The sequence below is a fragment of the Exilibacterium tricleocarpae genome, from assembly GCF_007004655.1.
Lineage (GTDB): Bacteria > Pseudomonadota > Gammaproteobacteria > Pseudomonadales > Cellvibrionaceae > Exilibacterium > Exilibacterium tricleocarpae.
The window spans coordinates 299,421-315,695 of the sequence record NZ_ML660091.1 but is presented as its reverse complement, the minus strand read 5'-3'; the positions used below and the strand labels follow the sequence as shown (position 1 = coordinate 315,695).

General features: G+C 56.2%; 16 protein-coding genes and 2 tRNA genes. All 18 read left to right on the top strand.

The window, feature by feature from the left end:
* Nucleotides 1-82: 82 nt before the first annotated feature.
* The 18 genes from FKG94_RS09565 to FKG94_RS09480 all read left to right on the top strand — a co-directional run bounded on the left by FKG94_RS09565 (nucleotide 83) and on the right by FKG94_RS09480 (nucleotide 16,074).
* A complete protein-coding gene (locus FKG94_RS09565; RefSeq protein ID WP_142903988.1) occupies nucleotides 83-2,383 on the top strand; it encodes a DNA internalization-related competence protein ComEC/Rec2 in 2,301 nt (766 codons plus the stop codon).
* Nucleotides 2,384-2,523: 140 nt separating this feature from the next.
* Entirely contained in the window at nucleotides 2,524-3,117 is a 594-nt protein-coding gene (locus tag FKG94_RS09560; protein ID WP_425460042.1) for a MotA/TolQ/ExbB proton channel family protein, read from the top strand.
* A 16-nt stretch (nucleotides 3,118-3,133) separates the two neighbouring features.
* The gene (locus FKG94_RS09555) at nucleotides 3,134-3,556 is read left to right on the top strand and encodes an ExbD/TolR family protein (protein WP_142903986.1); all 423 of its coding nucleotides are present in this window, start codon (nucleotides 3,134-3,136) and stop codon (nucleotides 3,554-3,556) included.
* An 81-nt stretch (nucleotides 3,557-3,637) separates the two neighbouring features.
* A complete protein-coding gene (gene lpxK, locus FKG94_RS09550) occupies nucleotides 3,638-4,696 on the top strand; it encodes a tetraacyldisaccharide 4'-kinase (protein WP_179957570.1) in 1,059 nt (352 codons plus the stop codon).
* Nucleotides 4,693-5,451 carry a 3-deoxy-manno-octulosonate cytidylyltransferase gene (gene kdsB, locus FKG94_RS09545; RefSeq protein ID WP_142903985.1) on the top strand — a complete coding sequence of 253 codons (759 nt, stop codon included), beginning with the start codon at nucleotides 4,693-4,695 and terminating at the stop codon, nucleotides 5,449-5,451. Before lpxK ends, kdsB begins: the two co-directional genes overlap by 4 nt.
* A 458-nt stretch (nucleotides 5,452-5,909) precedes the next feature.
* Nucleotides 5,910-6,614, top strand: a complete 705-nt coding sequence (locus FKG94_RS09540; RefSeq protein WP_142903984.1) for a sterol desaturase family protein — start codon at nucleotides 5,910-5,912, stop codon at nucleotides 6,612-6,614.
* Between the two features lie 106 nt (nucleotides 6,615-6,720).
* The gene (locus FKG94_RS09535; protein WP_142903983.1) at nucleotides 6,721-7,149 is read left to right on the top strand and encodes a hypothetical protein; all 429 of its coding nucleotides are present in this window, start codon (nucleotides 6,721-6,723) and stop codon (nucleotides 7,147-7,149) included.
* Between the two features lie 128 nt (nucleotides 7,150-7,277).
* On the top strand, nucleotides 7,278-7,766 hold the full coding sequence (locus FKG94_RS09530) for a low molecular weight protein-tyrosine-phosphatase (protein ID WP_142903982.1): 489 nt from the start codon (nucleotides 7,278-7,280) through the stop codon (nucleotides 7,764-7,766).
* Nucleotides 7,767-7,818: 52 nt separating this feature from the next.
* Nucleotides 7,819-8,838, top strand: a complete 1,020-nt coding sequence (murB, locus tag FKG94_RS09525) for a UDP-N-acetylmuramate dehydrogenase (RefSeq protein WP_142903981.1) — start codon at nucleotides 7,819-7,821, stop codon at nucleotides 8,836-8,838.
* A gap of 35 nt (nucleotides 8,839-8,873) precedes the next feature.
* A complete protein-coding gene (locus tag FKG94_RS09520; protein ID WP_142903980.1) occupies nucleotides 8,874-9,518 on the top strand; it encodes an alpha-ketoglutarate-dependent dioxygenase AlkB family protein in 645 nt (214 codons plus the stop codon).
* 129 nt (nucleotides 9,519-9,647) lie between these two features.
* Entirely contained in the window at nucleotides 9,648-10,304 is a 657-nt protein-coding gene (locus FKG94_RS09515; RefSeq protein ID WP_142903979.1) for a response regulator, read from the top strand.
* Nucleotides 10,305-10,448: 144 nt separating this feature from the next.
* Entirely contained in the window at nucleotides 10,449-12,305 is a 1,857-nt protein-coding gene (gene uvrC, locus FKG94_RS09510) for an excinuclease ABC subunit UvrC (protein ID WP_142903978.1), read from the top strand.
* A 134-nt stretch (nucleotides 12,306-12,439) separates the two neighbouring features.
* Complete coding sequence (gene pgsA, locus FKG94_RS09505) at nucleotides 12,440-13,000, top strand: CDP-diacylglycerol--glycerol-3-phosphate 3-phosphatidyltransferase (RefSeq protein WP_142903977.1); 561 nt, start codon at nucleotides 12,440-12,442, stop codon at nucleotides 12,998-13,000.
* A gap of 143 nt (nucleotides 13,001-13,143) precedes the next feature.
* Nucleotides 13,144-13,217: transfer RNA gene (locus FKG94_RS09500), tRNA-Cys, on the top strand.
* A 288-nt stretch (nucleotides 13,218-13,505) separates the two neighbouring features.
* Nucleotides 13,506-14,111, top strand: a complete 606-nt coding sequence (locus FKG94_RS09495; protein WP_142903976.1) for a hypothetical protein — start codon at nucleotides 13,506-13,508, stop codon at nucleotides 14,109-14,111.
* Between the two features lie 414 nt (nucleotides 14,112-14,525).
* Nucleotides 14,526-14,612: transfer RNA gene (locus tag FKG94_RS09490), tRNA-Leu, on the top strand.
* 513 nt (nucleotides 14,613-15,125) lie between these two features.
* Complete coding sequence (locus FKG94_RS09485; RefSeq protein WP_142903975.1) at nucleotides 15,126-15,539, top strand: hypothetical protein; 414 nt, start codon at nucleotides 15,126-15,128, stop codon at nucleotides 15,537-15,539.
* A 13-nt stretch (nucleotides 15,540-15,552) separates the two neighbouring features.
* Nucleotides 15,553-16,074 carry a MerR family transcriptional regulator gene (locus tag FKG94_RS09480; protein WP_142903974.1) on the top strand — a complete coding sequence of 174 codons (522 nt, stop codon included), beginning with the start codon at nucleotides 15,553-15,555 and terminating at the stop codon, nucleotides 16,072-16,074.
* Nucleotides 16,075-16,275 lie beyond the last annotated feature (201 nt).

Here is a 16,275-nt window from a genome sequence, read left to right as displayed (position 1 = left end):
TGCCCGCAGCATAGCGGCTTTTTGACCCCGGCTCAAAAGCCCGGCAGTATGAGTGACTGTAACCACCTCCAGGGACGGAATTATGTTACTGATGCTAGCCGCTGCCGGCGGTATTGCTCTGATCGGTGTTTTACCGGCGCTGCCGCCGCCATGGGTACTGATACCCTTGTCTGTGCTGGCGGTTGTACTGTGGCTGGCGCCGTTGCTGCGGGCGCTGGCGACATTTGCCGCGGGACTCGGTTGGGGGTTGGCCAGCGGGTACCTGTTATTAGCGGATCAATTGCAACCCGCTGCGCAGGGGCGCGATATCAATGTTACCGGCGAGATCGTCGGTCTGCCACAGGCGCGCGAAACAGGACAGATGTTGCTCCTGCGACCCGACGCCGCCAGCGCCGCCACTCTACCTTCATTAATCCGCCTGTCCTGGTTCGGCGGCCCGCCCCTGGGCACCGGCGATCGCTGCCGGCTGACCGTCAGGCTGAAAGCGCCGCGGGGGCTGTCGAACCCCGGCGGTTTCGATTACCACACCTGGCTGGTGGGGCAGGGTATCGGCGCCACCGGTTATGTGCGCGACAGCCCCGATAATCACTGCAGCGGCACCGCGACGGCGCTGTCGGTGGGGCGCTGGCGGCAACACCTGGGCCGCTTTCTGGCCAGGGAATCCGGCCAACTCAACCATGTGGCGTTTCTGCAGGCACTCACCATCGGTGACCGGCAGGCTATCAGTGAAACCCAATGGCAGGTGTTGCGGCGCACCGGCACTCAACATTTAATGGCTATCTCGGGTCTGCATATCGGCCTGGTGGCAACGCTCGGTTATCTGCTCGGCGGATTGCTGGGTCGCGTGCTGGTGCTGTGTCGACCGCTGTCCGGTGCGGTGCGCTATACGTCGGTGGCCAGCTCCCTGTCACTGGCCGGAGTCTATGCGGCGCTGGCGGGGTTTTCCCTGCCGACGCAACGGGCGCTGGTCATGGTGGTACTGGTGCATATTTGCCTGTTGCGGCGCCGGCCGGTGCCGATCTTTCATATTCTTTCCCTGACATTATTACTGGTGTTGTTGTGGTCACCGCTGGCGGCGCACAGCGCCGGCTTCTGGCTGTCGTTCGGTGCCGTGGCGGCTTTGTTGCTGGGTTTTTGCGGGCGCCGGTTGGTGGCGACCGGCCGCGGTTGGCGTTACCTGCGGCAGACAGTGTGGTCGCAGTGGGTGGTGTTGGTAGGACTGCTGGTGCCACTCAGTTGTCTGGGGTTGCCGGCAGCACCCTTGGCACCGCTGGCTAACACTGTCGCGATTCCGCTGGTGTCCTGGCTGGTGGTGCCGCCCCTGCTATCGGCCTGTCTGCTCGCCGATATCGCCCCCGGTCTCAGTCGTGCGGCACTGGCGTCGGCCGATGTTGCTTTTGACGGTGTCTGGCGCTATCTGCTCTGGGTCGATGCCCTGGCGCCGCCGGTGCAACCGCTGGCTACAGGACCGGTGGTTTTGATGTTGGCCTTGTCGGGCGGCCTGCTGTTGTTGGGACCTCGCCACCTGCCGCTGCGCTGGCTGGGGCTGTGTTGTCTGCTGCCGCTCTGGCTGCCGCCGACCGGCGATCAACCGCCGCTGCGAATAACCGTGCTGGATGTGGGGCAGGGGCTGGCGGTGGTGATTGCCACCCCCGGCCGCACCCTGGTTTACGATGCCGGCCCCCGTTTCAGCGAACGCTTTGATGCGGGCAGTGATATTGTCGCCCCCTTTTTACAACACCGGCGTATCCGCACTATCGATCGGTTGATTGTCAGCCATGGCGATATCGACCACAGCGGCGGGGCGCGGGCACTGGTGGCGGCGGTGCCGACCGGTCTGGTGCTGGCCGGCGAAGCCGATCCCATGCCCGGGGCGGTACTGTCACCCTGTCGCGCCGGTACGAGTTGGCAGTGGGACGCGGTGACCTTTACCCTGCTGGCGCCGGCGCTGGCCTGGGACGAAGCCGATAATATCGGGGCCGGCAACGACCGCTCCTGTGTACTGCTGGTGGAATACGCAGAGCAGCGTATTTTGTTGCCGGGGGACATCAGCGTCCGCTCGGAGGTGAAACTGCTTGCTGCGGGGTCGGTGGCGGGGCCCCTGAGTGTACTGGTCGCGCCGCACCATGGCAGCAACACCTCATCGAGTCCGGCTTGGGTGGACGCGCTGCAGCCGGCGTTTGTCGTTTTCAGCACCGGCTACGGTAACCGTTACCGGCATCCCCACGCTGCGGTCGTGGAGCGCTACCGTGCCGGCGGTGCGGTGTTGTTGAATACGGCAGTGACCGGAGCCGTGGAATTCGTGTGGCATGCCGACACTGCCCCGGCGGTGATCCGCTACCGGCAGCGACAACGCCGCTATTGGTTTGCCGAGTCGCCCTGAGTGGCAATGATAACGACAGGCAAATTATGTGACAGGACCGATTTACTTCCGGTTGGCGGATTATGCTAAAGTTGCCCCCTGAAAGATTGGGTATATGGGAGCGGAGTGTGTTCGAAGTATTAGCGGCCGGCGGCTGGTTGATGTTGCCGATCATTTTGTGCTCGATAGCGGTTATCGCCATCAGCATTGAACGTTACTGGACTTTGAATCCTCAAAAAATTGCGCCCAAGCACCTGCTGGCGCAGGTGTGGGGCTGGATCAAGGGCAATCAACTGGACGGCAACAAGCTGCGGGAGTTAAAGCAGTCCTCGGAGCTGGGCAAGGTACTGGCGGCGGGGCTCAGTAACTCGCGTCACGGCCGCGAGGTGATGAAAGACAGTATTCAGGAAGCGGCCAACCAGGTCATTCACGATATGGAGCGTTACCTCGGTGCCCTGGGCACTATCGCCGCGACCGCGCCGCTGCTCGGACTGCTCGGTACCGTGTTGGGCATGATCAAGGTGTTCACCGCCATTATGTTACAGGGCACCGGTAACGCCGGAGTGCTGGCCGGCGGTATCTCCGAAGCGCTGATCACCACCGCTGCCGGTCTGTGCGTGGCCATTCCGGCGATGATGTTCCACCGTTTTTTTCAGCGCCGGGTCGATACGCTGGTGGTGACCATGGAGCAGGAAGCGATCAAACTGGTAGACGCGCTGCACAGCGACCGCCGCGTCGACGTAAAAGCCGTTTGAACGGCGGGCGGTTGCGGTGAAATTCAAACGTCAGTTGCGCACCGAGGAAGGCGTCAATTTAACACCCTTGATCGATGTGGTGTTTTTGTTGCTGATCTTTTTTATGGTTTCCACCACGTTTACCAAAGAAACCCATTTGAATATCGATCTGCCCGAAGCCAACGGCGAGTTATCGGTCGATGACAAGCAGCAGATCGAAATCTTAATCAATGCCGACGGCAGCTATGCCGTCAACGGCCAGAGTCTGATCAATAAAAAGCTGACCACCTTGATGGCGGCGCTGGAAGAGACCGCCGCCGGTAAAACCGATCGGCCGCTGATCATCACCGCCGATGCCAACAGTCCCCACCAGGCGGTGGTAACGGCGATGGACGCCGCCGGGCAGTTGGGATTTGTGAACCTGAGTATCACCACTATCAATCCCAAAGCGGATACCTGAACGCCGCCATGCCGTGCCGCCGCCCTCAGTTTCGACGCTGGCACCGACTCGCCGTGCGGCGCGGCGGAGTTTAAGCGCGTTTTGCCTGCCAAGACTGAAAATATCTGGTTGTCGGCCTGGTATCGGGGGCGCTGGTGGACCTGGTTGTTGGTGCCGGTATCCTGGCTGTTTCGGGGCCTGGCGCGGGCGCGCAAATTCTATCTGCAAAACCTGGCTCCACAGCGCAACAAGAGACCCGCGCCGGCGGTGCCCATTGTGGTGGTGGGTAACATTACGCTCGGCGGCACCGGCAAAACCCCGCTATTGATCGCTCTGGCACAACGATTGATGGCTGAAGGCTGGCGGCCGGGAATCATCAGCCGCGGTTACGGTGGTCGCGGGGGGGATTACCCGCTGGCGGTGGAGACTTCCACCAGCGCTGCAGTGGCGGGCGATGAACCGGTGTTGATCGCCCGGGCCACCGGTTGTCCGGTGGTGGTCGGCGCCGATCGTCGCGCCGCCCTGAAGCGGTTGCTGGCAGATTACCCGTGCGACCTGGTGCTCAGTGACGACGGCCTGCAGCACTATCAGCTGCCGCGCGATATTGAAATTGTGGTGGTCGATGGCCGGCGCGGTCTCGGCAATGGTCACTGTCTGCCGGCCGGCCCCCTGCGCGAACCCCCCGCGCGGCTGCGCTCGGCGGATTGGGTCGTGATCAACGGTGAGATTGCGACGCCGCTGGTAGCGGCTCCGGTGCCTATGCGTCTGGTACCACGCCACTTTTGCAACCTGGCCAGCGGCGCCCGGCGGGCGCTGAATGATTTGGGGGACTGGCGGCAGGTGAGGGCAGTGGCCGGTATTGGCCACCCGGAGCGGTTTTTTGACACGCTGCGCCAACTCGGCCTAACGGTGAGCGAACACCGGTTTGCCGACCACCACCGCTATCGCACTGAAGACCTGCAGTTTCCCGCTGATCAGCCGCTGTTGATGACGTCGAAAGACGCGGTCAAGTGTCGCGAGCTGGCAACCGTGTCCGATAACTGGTGGTATCTTGAAGTCGCTGCCGAATTGCCCGAGCGTTTCTATCTCGCATTCGACCAACAAATCCGCCGCCACCGCAGTCGTCTCGCCACTGATCGAACCGAGGTTCAACGCCGATGAAATTTTATATTGTGATTCCCGCCCGCTATGCCTCCAGCCGCCTGCCGGGCAAACCGCTGAAAGAGATTGCCGGCAAGCCGATGATTCAACATGTCTACGAGCGCGCGCAACAATGTGCTGCCGAGCGGGTGATCGTCGCCACCGATGACGAGCGAATCAAAGCCGCGGTGGAGGGGTTTGGCGGCGAGGCGGTCATGACTGCGGCGACCCACGCTTCAGGCACCGATCGCCTGTACGAAGTGGCGCAGGCGTTGAATTTTTTGCCGTCCGATATCGTCGTTAATGTACAGGGCGATGAACCGCTGATTCCACCGGCGGTCATCGATCAGGTTGCCGGACTTCTGGCCCGATGTGACGGCGCCAGTGTGGCGACTTTGAGCGAGTCCATCACGCGGCTGGATGATTTTCTCGACCCCGGCGTGGTCAAGGTGGTGACCGATGCACAGGAACACGCGCTTTATTTCAGCCGCGCACCGATACCCTGGCCGCGCGACGGTTTCGCCGCCGACAAGACCCGACTGCCCGACAGTCTCAATGCCCGGCGTCATATCGGAATCTACGCCTATCGCGTCGAGCTGCTAAACCGTTTTGTCAGTTGGCCGCTGGCGCCGCTGGAAGCGACAGAGAGTTTGGAACAGCTCCGGGTTCTATGGAACGGCGAAAAAATAAAAGTGGCCCTGGCAGCGGCAAGTGTGCCGGGGGGTATAGATACAGCGGCTGATTTACAGCGGGTTCAACGGCTGTTGGCGCCATAAATGTTTTGTGCGCCTATATCATGAATATTTGTTTCATAGCGTTAACATTTGGTTTTCTCCCTAATCTTTTTCTGTCACCTTGTTAAACCGGCATTGACATGACCGTGAAGGGAGTTTCATGTCGCTGTTAGGTGCATTTCAAGGTTAGGTTCCTTCCCCCGCTGCTCGGTCAGGAGTGGAATCTGTCGCTGGCTACTGGTCTCTGTGTGTCTCTAGTGAACTAAGTCTTTTTCAATCTTTCTCGGTATTTCATCCGCACCCGAAGCAATGCTTCCGAAGATAGGCCTGACAATCTGTCTGGCAGCGCTTCTGACCAATGCTTCTGATCAATGCTTCTGATCAGTGCTTCCGGTAATACCTCAAGCACTACCTCAGGTCAGTGATTCTGACAATACCGCGAGTCGGATTACCTCCACCTTCGTGGAGCGACCAAAGTATACCATTACGGAGAGATCATCATGCTACAGCAACTATTTATCATCCAAACTCTGGTGTTTGCCTTTTTTTTCATCCTCGAGCGCCTGATTCCCAATCGAAAACAAATCCGACCGCCTTTTTTCTGGCAGTGGTGGTTCGCCATAACCCTGTTTGCCGTTGTCTGGTTGCGGGTATTGGTCTACTACTGGGCGGATATACCCATTGCGGTCGTAGAACACAGCCTGTCCGATATACAAGCCGGTGTGGTGTTTTACATTTTTTATTCCTTTGGCAACTACTGGCTGCACCGCTGGAAACACGCCAATCGCTTTTTGTGGAAGTTTATCCACCGGTTGCATCACAGTCCCCCGCATATGGAAACCCCGGTAGCATTTTTTCGCCACCCCGGAGAGATACTGGTCAATACGATGTATCTGATACTGTTGGGCCAGTTGCTGGGTGTATCGGCGCTGGCCCTGTGCGTCGCCCTGACCATAGAGGGGTGCCTCGAGTGCTTTCACCACAGCAATATAAAGACACCTAAGTCATTGAGGTTTCTGGGGAATTTTATTCAGCTCCCGGAAATGCATCTGGTGCATCACGAATATGGGCTACACCGATACAACTATGCGCCCATATTCTGGGACGGATTGTTCGGCACGGCGCGGGTGCCCCGGGAGTGGCGCGGGCGTCTCGGTTTTGACAGCAGCCGCGACATTGCAGGCATATTTCTGTTCAAAAAATAGATAAACAATATATTCACTATATAGGCTGGCTACTCCAGTCGCCAATACCGGCGTGAATGTTGTAAATTATTGACGACTCAGAGTAGCCAATAACAAGGAGATTCTTATGGCTTCTACCAACGTAACACCGATAACTGCTGGGAAGCCCAAAAAAATAAAGAGCAGTGATGCACAGTTACGCGCTTCGATAACACCCTGCCAGCTCGATCAGGCTCTGTATGTGAAAATACAGCGCTATGTCGAAGAAAAATCCTGGCGACAGCTTGCTCAAAATCTTGAAAAAATGGTTCGCCATCAGTTTGCACCAGCATTGGAACTGGTGGATTCTGAGCGGATGTTGATTGAAGAAGTCGAGCGCCAGATCAAGCTTAATGTGCCATCCAAAAAGTACATTCAGGATTATGTACAGGGGCGCCCCATCTGCTATCGATACACCAATACACTGGCTAACTTTTTTGCCCACGAGTACTCCCTGCGCAATCACAATCCCTGTGACGACTACATCGCCAGGCTAACAAGCAAAGCCAAAACCTAAACAACACCGCCACAGGCCACGCAGGGTAGTCGGCGGTACAGGTTCCGCCCGGCTCGTTTTCTGGTGCTCGCCAGAACCTGCCCCGGCGTGTATAATCACCCGAAATTTATCATAAGTCATTGATAATAATGGAAAAAGTGAGTGTTCTGTTCGTCTGTCTTGGAAATATATGCCGCTCGCCTACGGCCCATGGGGTATTTCAGCACAAGGTGGCCGCAGCGGGGCTTGATCATGCCATCCGCGTTGACTCGGCCGGCACCGGCGCCTGGCACCTGGGTAATGAGCCGGATTCCAGGGCAGCGGCGGCGGCTCAATCCCGCGGCTACGACCTGAGCGGCCTGCGGGCGCGCCAGGCCGATGCCGGGGATTTTGACCAGTTTGACTATATACTGGCGATGGATCGGCAGAACCTCCGCGAACTGAAAAGTCTGCGCCCGGCGGCCTATGACGGGCGTCTGGACCTGCTGCTGAACTTCGGCAGTCACCCGGACTTTGCCGAGGTGCCGGACCCCTACTATGGCGGGGTAAAGGGATTTGAACTGGTGCTGGATCTGGTGGAAAACGCGGCGGATGGCTTGCTGGCGGATATTCGCCGTAATTTCTCCCTGGAGCCCTGAACACGGCGGCCGCGCCGCTGAACGCCAGCCCTGAACAGGCCCGACGCTGACGATGCTACAGATTATTCCGCAGGTTGACCTACAAAAGTACAACACCCTGGCCATACCGGCCAGTGCCGCCCACTTTGCGGACATCCATACACTCGAGGACTTACTTGAAGCGCTGGCCTGGAATAAAGAACGGCAGCTGCCGCTGCTGGTACTGGGCGGGGGCAGTAATATTGTATTGGGAGAGCATTTCCCGGGGTTGGTATTGCGTATCAGGCTGCCTGGTATCGAGGTTGTCGCCGAAACCGATGAACATGTGTTTGTGCGCCTCGGTGCCGGTGAAAACTGGCACCGGGTGGTGTGCCACTGCCTGGACTTTCACTATTGGGGGCTGGAGAACCTGTCGTTGATCCCGGGCACCGTCGGGGCGGCGCCGATGCAGAATATCGGCGCCTACGGCGTTGAATTGCAGGAGGTGTTCGCCGAATTACAGGCGGTGGAGATCGCCTCCGGGGTCGTGGTCACTTTCGATCGCGATGCCTGCCGGTTCGGTTATCGCGACAGCGTATTTAAAAACCGCCTGCGCGATCGTTATATCATCACATCGGTGACGCTGCGGCTCTATCAGCAGCCACGAATCAATCTCAGCTACCCGGCATTGCGCGATGCCCTGGGGGAGGGGGTGGAGACACCCACACCCCATCAAATCAGCGCGGCGGTGTGCGCCATTCGCAGCCAGAAGCTGCCCGATCCTGAAAAGTTGCCCAATGTCGGCAGTTTTTTTAAAAATCCGGTGGTCAGCGCCGATACCTTTGCCAGGTTGCAGGATGCCTATCCCGGTATTGTCGGCTTTGTGATCGATCCGTCTCAGGTCAAGTTGGCGGCCGGCTGGCTGATTCAGGCGGCCGGTTGGCGCGGCGTCGAGCGCGACGGTGTGGCCGTGCACGACCGCCAGGCGCTGGTGGTGACCAATCCGGGCGGTAAACCGGGTGGTGACATCTTGAATTTTGCGGCGGATATTGCGATGTCCGTGCGACAAAAGTTTAACCTGGAGCTGGAGATGGAGCCCCGTGTCTACCCCTAGACCCGCTGTCTCCAGGGCTTATCGAGGACCGGTCCGTGCAAGACTCACTGTTTGACGCCGCCGCCCCCGAGGTGCTGACTCCCGCCGACGCGGAAGTCAGCCTCTATCGCACCTGGCTCGACGCCGCGACGGCCGATGTCCTGTATGAACAACTGCGGCGGGAGTTGGCCTGGGAGCAATCGGTTATCCGCATCCACGGGCGACAGGTACCCATTCCGCGCCTTAATGCCTGGTATGGCGATCCGGGCAGTGACTATGGGTATTCCGGCATTGCCCTGGCGCCGCAGTCGTGGACTGCGTCTTTGCTGGAAGTCAGGGCGCGCCTGGAAGACACCCTCGGACAGCGTTTTAACAGCGTGCTGGCCAATTTGTACCGGGATGGTCGTGACAGTGTGGCCTGGCACAGTGACGATGAGGCGGAATTGGGCCGCAACCCGCTGATAGCCTCGGTGAGCCTGGGCGGCGAAAGACGTTTTGTTTTGAAGCACAAAAAACGCAAAGATGTGCCAAAATTAGAAGTGTGGTTACCGCACGGTTCTTTGTTAGTAATGAGTGGTACTACACAACATGCTTGGGTCCACCAGCTGCCAAAAACTGCCAAGCCGGTAGGGCCGCGAATCAACCTGACTTTTCGACAAATCGTCAAGTCACAATCGGCACCGCAGCGTAATGCAAAGTAGTGGTTTTTGTACTAGGAAAGTGTAATGGGGAGTGGTAAATTGGCGCCTTAGCCAGTTCCACCCCTGCCACAACAACGCTAACCATGAAAAAAACGCGATAGTGCCGGAGAGAGTTTTGGGGAGTCTGAAGTGATAAAGATTCTGGTTGTTGACGATCATGACCTGGTGCGCATGGGGATCGTTCGCATGTTGTCCGATGTCAAGGATTTCGATGTCATAGGCGAAGCCACCTGTGGTGAAGATGCGGTAAAAATGGCGCGTTCCCTAACTCCGGAAGTTGTGTTGATGGACGTGAAGATGCCGGGTATCGGCGGCCTCGAGGCCACCAAAAAACTCCTCGGTATCAACGCACAGATGAAAATCATTGCCGTTACCGCACTCGATGACGATCTCTACCCCGGGCGTTTGATGCAGGCCGGCGCGGTCGGTTACGTCACCAAGGGCGCTGATCTCGATGAAATGATTGATGCCATCAAGACCGTTTACCGCGGCGACCTCTATATGAGCAACCGTGTCGCCCAGCAGTTGGCGTTAAAGAGCTACGCCGGCAATAAAGGCAGTCGCTCGCCGTTTGAAAAGCTTTCTGAGCGGGAGTTGCAGACCGCCACGCTGATTGCAAACGGTCAAAAAGTGCAGGAAATTGCCGACACCTTTTGTGTCAGCCCGAAAACCGTCAACAGCTATCGCTACCGCATTTTCGAAAAACTCAATATTCACAGTGATGTGGAGCTGGCCCTGCTGGCCGTCAAGCACCACGTGCTGGATGTCGAATCCATGCCGGAATAAGGCGAACCCCACCGCCATCGCCGCCGGCAATCGTGACGAAACCGGGCGCTTGCTTCGCTCGCCGCCAACACAGAGGCGCTGACGCCGGCCCTGTTTGTCGCTACAATTACCTTTTTAGTTTTAGCGCCTATATTTCTATCCCCTATGAGTGCAGATAAAACCGCTACGGGTTTTGATTCCAAAACCTTTCTCAAGACCCTGACACGGCACCCGGGCGTGTACCAGATGTATGACGGCGCCGGCAAAATACTTTATGTGGGGAAGGCAAAAAACCTTAAGAATCGGCTGTCCAGTTACTTCCAGAAATCAGGCCTGCCGGTAAAAACCGCCGCCCTGGTCGCCCGTATTCATCACGTTGAAGTGACGGTGGCGCCCAGCGAGGCCGAAGCGCTGGTATTGGAACAAAACCTGATTAAGGCTCAGCGGCCGCCGTTTAATATTTTATTGCGCGATGATAAATCCTATCCCTATATTTTTGTCTCCAAAGGTGAAGACTTTCCCCGTATCGGTCTGCACCGCGGCGCCAAGAAACGCAAAGGTGAATACTATGGACCCTTTCCCAACGTCGGTGCCGTGCGGGAGAGCCTGAGTTTTTTGCAGAAGGTGTTTCGGGTACGACAGTGCGACGACAGTGTCTTTCGCAACCGCCAGCGACCTTGCCTGCAATACCAGATCAAACGTTGCAACGCCCCCTGTGTGGGCTTGGTGACGCCGGCGGAGTACGCCGAGGACGTGCGCCGCACGGAGATGTTTTTGCAAGGAAAAAACCAGGTGCTGATGCGGGAGATGGCCGATGCCATGGAGCGGGCGGCGGCCGAGCTGGCATTTGAACAGGCGGCGGTGCACCGCGACCAGATTGCCGCCCTGCAAAAGATACAGACCCAGCAAATTGTGGAGGAGGGCAGTGGCGATGTCGATGTGATTGCGCTGGCCCGCGAAGCGACGGTGGCCTGTGTGCAGGTGTTGTACATTCGACAGGGGCGCATACTGGGTAGCAAAAGTTATTTCCCGCAGCCGAAACTGGCCGAGAGCGAAGCCGAGGTACTGGCGGAATTTATCCCGCAGTTTTATCTGGGCAGTCGCACTCGCGACCTGCCCCGGGAAGTGTTGTTGAGTCACGATTTTGAGGGCACTGAAGTGATCGTGGAGGCCATTCGCCAACAGCGTCATAAAGTGCTGAGTTTCCATCACCGGTTGCGCAGTCATCGCGCCAAGTGGCTCAACCTGGCCGCCAATACGGCGCGCCAGAACCTGGCCGCTCATCTGGCCACCAAACAGTCCATGCTGCGCCGCTATGAACTGTTGCAGGACGCACTGGGTCTGGAGGAGATGCCGCAGCGGCTGGAATGCTTCGATATCAGCCATTCCGGGGGTGAGTTGACTGTTGCCTCCTGTGTGGTATTCGATCAGAACGGCCCTGTGAAGTCCGATTACCGTCGTTTCAATATCGACGGGATTATCCCCGGCGATGATTACGGCGCCATGGAACAGGCCCTGACCCGCCGTTACACACGGCTGCAGGAGGGGGAGGGGAAATTACCCGATATTCTGTTTATAGACGGTGGCAAAGGGCAGTTGAGCCAGGCGCAGGCGGTGCTGGCGGAATTGGGGGTCAGCGACGTCAACCTGATTGGTGTGGCCAAGGGCACCACCCGCAAGGCCGGCTTCGAAACCCTGTTTATCGACGAACGCCAGGGCGGTGGTCACTACCGGGAACGGGTATTGGATGGAGACTCCCCGGCATTGCACCTGATTCAGCAGATTCGCGACGAGGCTCACCGCTTTGCCGTTACCGGCCACAAGCAGCGGCGCGACAAACAGCGGCGCACGTCCAGTTTGGAGCAGATACCCGGGGTAGGGCCCAAGCGCCGCCGGGAACTGCTGCGCTTTTTTGGCGGTTTGCAGGAGGTGTCTCGCGCCAGTGCCGATGAACTCGCAAAAGTGCCTTCCATCAGCAAAAAAATGGCCGAAGATATTTACAGTGCCCTGCACAGCGAGTAAGTTGCACACTCCCGCAGGCGCCGGTCACAAGGGTGGTCTGGGGATTTGGCGGTTCAGGGCATGGGGCCGTATATAAAGTAGGTAGACGTGGTTTTTATCTAATTAATGACGAGTAGTAGAGTAAGCGCCTGTTTATGACCTTAGCCAACCAACTCACCCTGTTGCGGATTGCCCTGATTCCGCTATTGGTCATTGTTTTTTACCTGCCCTATAGCTGGGCTCACCCCGTCGCGGCGGCTATTTTTACGTTTGCGGCCATCACCGACTGGCTGGATGGCTATATTGCCCGCAAGTATGACCAGTCCACGGCGTTTGGTGCCTTTTTGGATCCGGTAGCGGACAAGTTGATGGTCGTGGTGGCTTTGGTGTTGTTGGTCGAGATGCATGCGTCGCCCTGGTTTGCAGTGCCGGCGGTGGTGATTGTCGGCCGTGAAATCGTCATATCGGCGTTGCGGGAGTGGATGGCGGAGTTGGGCAAGCGCGCCAGTGTGGCGGTATCCATGATGGGCAAGGTCAAGACCACGGTACAGATGATAGCGATTATCGTGTTGTTGGCTTTTTATCCACAGGTGGGTTCCTGGCAAACCACCCTGGGGTATATTTTGCTGTATGCGGCCGCATTGCTTACTTTGTGGTCAATGATAATTTACATCCGCGCGGCCTGGCCGGAACTGATGGCGGGCGAGGGTGAATAGCCAATAAGCGCTTGACTCCTGTGGGTCAGCCCCTAGAATAGCGGCTCGCTTCAGACGTTGAAGTGGTTTGTCCGAAATGGTGGTAAGTATCAGAAAGTCCTAGGATTTTTCGACTGTCTCCAGTAGAATTTCGGGCCTTGAAAGGCGCGGTGGCAGAGTGGTTATGCAGCGGACTGCAACTCCGTGTACGCCGGTTCGATTCCGACCCGCGCCTCCAACTTCTTAGTCCGATCACCCTCGGAAGAGGCAATCAGCACCGCAGGCGTACAGTACGCCGCCGGATGGCCGGCCCGTTCGATTCCGGTCTACCAACTTTCCTCAGTATGTTTAACACCCTATAGGTAACGCTGCGGTGGAATAGAGTGGAGATGCGGCTGGCCGGGAGACGGTTAAGCAAAACTCATGGGAACAGAGATCAAGCTCCTGGCACTATTATCTTCATGTAATATATGCTCCGTATAGTCTGTTGACAGAAAAAACACCAATAACAACTGGGAGTTAGACCATGGAAATAAATTTGTTCGAAAATGAATTTGGCTTTTCCGACAGCAAACTCAGCTTCCCAAGTATTTCTGCCTGCCGTGCCATCGTCTATCAGACTGCAAATGGCTTGTTTGGCGTGCACCAGGCTTCGGGGCCGAGTCCGGAGAAGTTCGAGGCCTTTGGCCGCAAGTTCGCCAAGTTCGTTAATGACCATCGTCTTGGCAATGGTGGGGGGGTGAATATGTATGGGATTACCTATCTAGGTATACCCAATACCGGCTATGGCCCCAGGGCCAGGCAGGAGCATTACGGCGAAATGGGAGCCATGGCCAAAGCGCTACAGTTTACGGGGTCGATCCGCAGCTACGACTTGTCCCCAGCGTTGGGTCAGGGCGAGCAGGGCAGCGCCTATGTCGAAGTCGTTGTCAACGGCGGCGGTTGCGACGTGTTTGTAAGCAAGTGGCCCACCACCAGTCCGGCTCAGGCGCCTTTTGATCCAGCTCGCCGCGATGATCATAAGTTCGGTTTATACAACAGAGATGACTTTAGCTCCCCAAAAACCATGTTGGTCAAGATGGACGCGGACAATCCGAAAAAGCTTGAGCCCTGGAGCGTGGTTACTGCTTAGCGGGAGTAACTCGGGGTTTGGACGGTTTATCTCCGAGCGATCACCGCAGGGCAGTAATGGGGGACCGATTGGCAGGAGCTGGAAGCTTATTTGAGCAACTGCTGATTATGGGTAGCGGTAGCGGGGTGTTTTATACGGTTCTGTAAATATAGCGCCGTGGCCCTGATCAAGTGCTTGATATCGTTCGGTATTGTCTGTAACATTTCGACCCTGTTGAAGGTCGCGAAAAGTATTTAACTGTTTGATTTTTATAGAAAAATACTGATTTAAAACAGACGGGTCAAAGCGGTCCTGGTTTCATCCATACCTTCAATGATTGTCTTCGGCTGCCGCGGGTAATAGGGTTGTGTCTACCCGTATCGGCTGGCCGAAAAACGGGGAAGCCAATCCCCGGTCAAAATTACCCCCCAATATGCCCGGGTGGTGGAATTGGTAGACACAGGAGACTTAAAATCTCCCGGCCTCACGGCCGTGCCGGTTCAAGTCCGGCCTCGGGCACCACTAAAAATTCCTATTTTTATAGTCTCAAATGCGCTTTTTAGGGTTTCGGAAAGGGCCAACCAAAACAGAAAAAGCGCAATGTCTCAACATTTCCTCAACGCAAATTTGTATTAGTCTCATAGACTTGTGTTTGAGGGCGTCCTGCGGGTAGTTGAGAGCCAGATAGGGCACAGCATTGTCATAAAGAAGGCCCTTCAATGAATTCATAACGCACTCCCGTGCCGTAAAAGGTTTTGCCGATGAAAGCATCACCCGCTTCTCGCAAATTATTATCGCGGCCTGATCACCACTGTGATGGGGCGTGAAATGGAGCCCCTTGCATCGTTCAGGGACGGTGAATTTGTACCCTTTGCCGACTGTTCAGATTAGTCTACGGCACGCCGAGAGCTGATGACCGGCGCGTCATCTCCGAGATTGTGCATCTGCTGAAGTCGGGTGCCGATGGTTTGACCTGTCTATAGCTTCATACTTTACCCTTCTTCTCTTTAACCACCGATGCTATTGGAGAGGAAAATGAGCTCACAACCTGTTTTATTGAGCGATACAGCGTTCATAGAACAATTCGAAAACAAGACACTTGATCCGGCACATTTTAACCACCTTGGCCACTTGCGCCTCGGCTGGCTTTATCTCAATGAAAATAAGCTGGATGTCGCCATTGAGCGTATTTGTCGCGGGATCAAGGCCTATGCTGAAAGCCTGGGCGCCAGCGAGAAATTTCATCTGACAATGACCGACGCTATCATGAGAATAATGGCCAGGCGAATAGACGCTATGGCAGATAAGAACTGGCACTTATTCCTACAGCAAAATCCTGATATCGTTGAAGACTTTAAATCTGTGCTGCATAACTATTACAGCAAGGGTGTACTGTCGAGCACGGCAGCGCGCACATCCTTGATTAGCCCGGATATTAAATCCATCTGAAACAGGTTTTGGTATGTACTCTATCGGCCAGTTGGTAAAAGAATTTTCGGTGTCTCGCAGTACATTGTTGTATTACGACAAAATCGGTCTGCTCAAGCCATCTGGCCGAAGTACGGCAAATTACCGGCAGTATACCCAACGCGATTTTGATCGAATGGCGCAAATAGCAACCTACAAGGAAGCGGGGTTACCGTTGGATTCAATTGCTGAAATTCTAGATTCAAGCAACAATGAACCCTCTGAAATACTTGAGAAAAGGCTCCGGCACCTGAATTCGGAAATAAGTAGAATAAGGCAACAACAGCAACTTATTATCCGGCTCTTAGGCAAACGTTCTCTGTTGAAAACTACAAAAGTGATGAATAAGCAGCAGTGGGTAAAAATTCTTAGAGCCTCCGGCATGGATGACCAGGCGATGCGTCAATGGCATATCGAGTTTGAGCGTGACCTGCCAGAGGTCCATTCAGATTTCCTTGAATCCTTGGGAATCGACAAAAAAGAAATAGCGGAAATTAAAGCATTTTCCCAAAATTAGGCATATGGATTGACCCGTTCTCCGGCTAATGACGGTAATATTGATGAAGCGATTGGATAGGTACTACGACGATAAACCACTCACCAGAAGCCGATGGGTTGCGACAGAACGCCAATGGACATTTTTCTGGATGATAAGCCTATTCGGGCTGGGCATATTCACCCCAAATTCAATCTGGCAGGCACCGGATAAAAACGAGTG

Bases quoted from the DNA above. Each gene is read 5' to 3' on its own strand.
- FKG94_RS09535 (WP_142903983.1), top strand. From the start codon at position 6,721: ATGGCTTCTACCAACGTAACACCGATAACTGCTGGGAAGCCCAAAAAA.
- FKG94_RS09495 (WP_142903976.1), top strand. From the start codon at position 13,506: ATGGAAATAAATTTGTTCGAAAATGAATTTGGCTTTTCCGACAGCAAA.
- FKG94_RS09540 (WP_142903984.1), top strand. From the start codon at position 5,910: ATGCTACAGCAACTATTTATCATCCAAACTCTGGTGTTTGCCTTTTTT.
- murB (WP_142903981.1), top strand. From the start codon at position 7,819: ATGCTACAGATTATTCCGCAGGTTGACCTACAAAAGTACAACACCCTG.
- FKG94_RS09530 (WP_142903982.1), top strand. From the start codon at position 7,278: ATGGAAAAAGTGAGTGTTCTGTTCGTCTGTCTTGGAAATATATGCCGC.
- FKG94_RS09565 (WP_142903988.1), top strand. From the start codon at position 83: ATGTTACTGATGCTAGCCGCTGCCGGCGGTATTGCTCTGATCGGTGTT.
- pgsA (WP_142903977.1), top strand. From the start codon at position 12,440: ATGACCTTAGCCAACCAACTCACCCTGTTGCGGATTGCCCTGATTCCG.
- FKG94_RS09560 (WP_425460042.1), top strand. From the start codon at position 2,524: ATGTTGCCGATCATTTTGTGCTCGATAGCGGTTATCGCCATCAGCATT.
- FKG94_RS09480 (WP_142903974.1), top strand. From the start codon at position 15,553: ATGTACTCTATCGGCCAGTTGGTAAAAGAATTTTCGGTGTCTCGCAGT.
- uvrC (WP_142903978.1), top strand. From the start codon at position 10,449: ATGAGTGCAGATAAAACCGCTACGGGTTTTGATTCCAAAACCTTTCTC.
- FKG94_RS09485 (WP_142903975.1), top strand. From the start codon at position 15,126: ATGAGCTCACAACCTGTTTTATTGAGCGATACAGCGTTCATAGAACAA.
- kdsB (WP_142903985.1), top strand. From the start codon at position 4,693: ATGAAATTTTATATTGTGATTCCCGCCCGCTATGCCTCCAGCCGCCTG.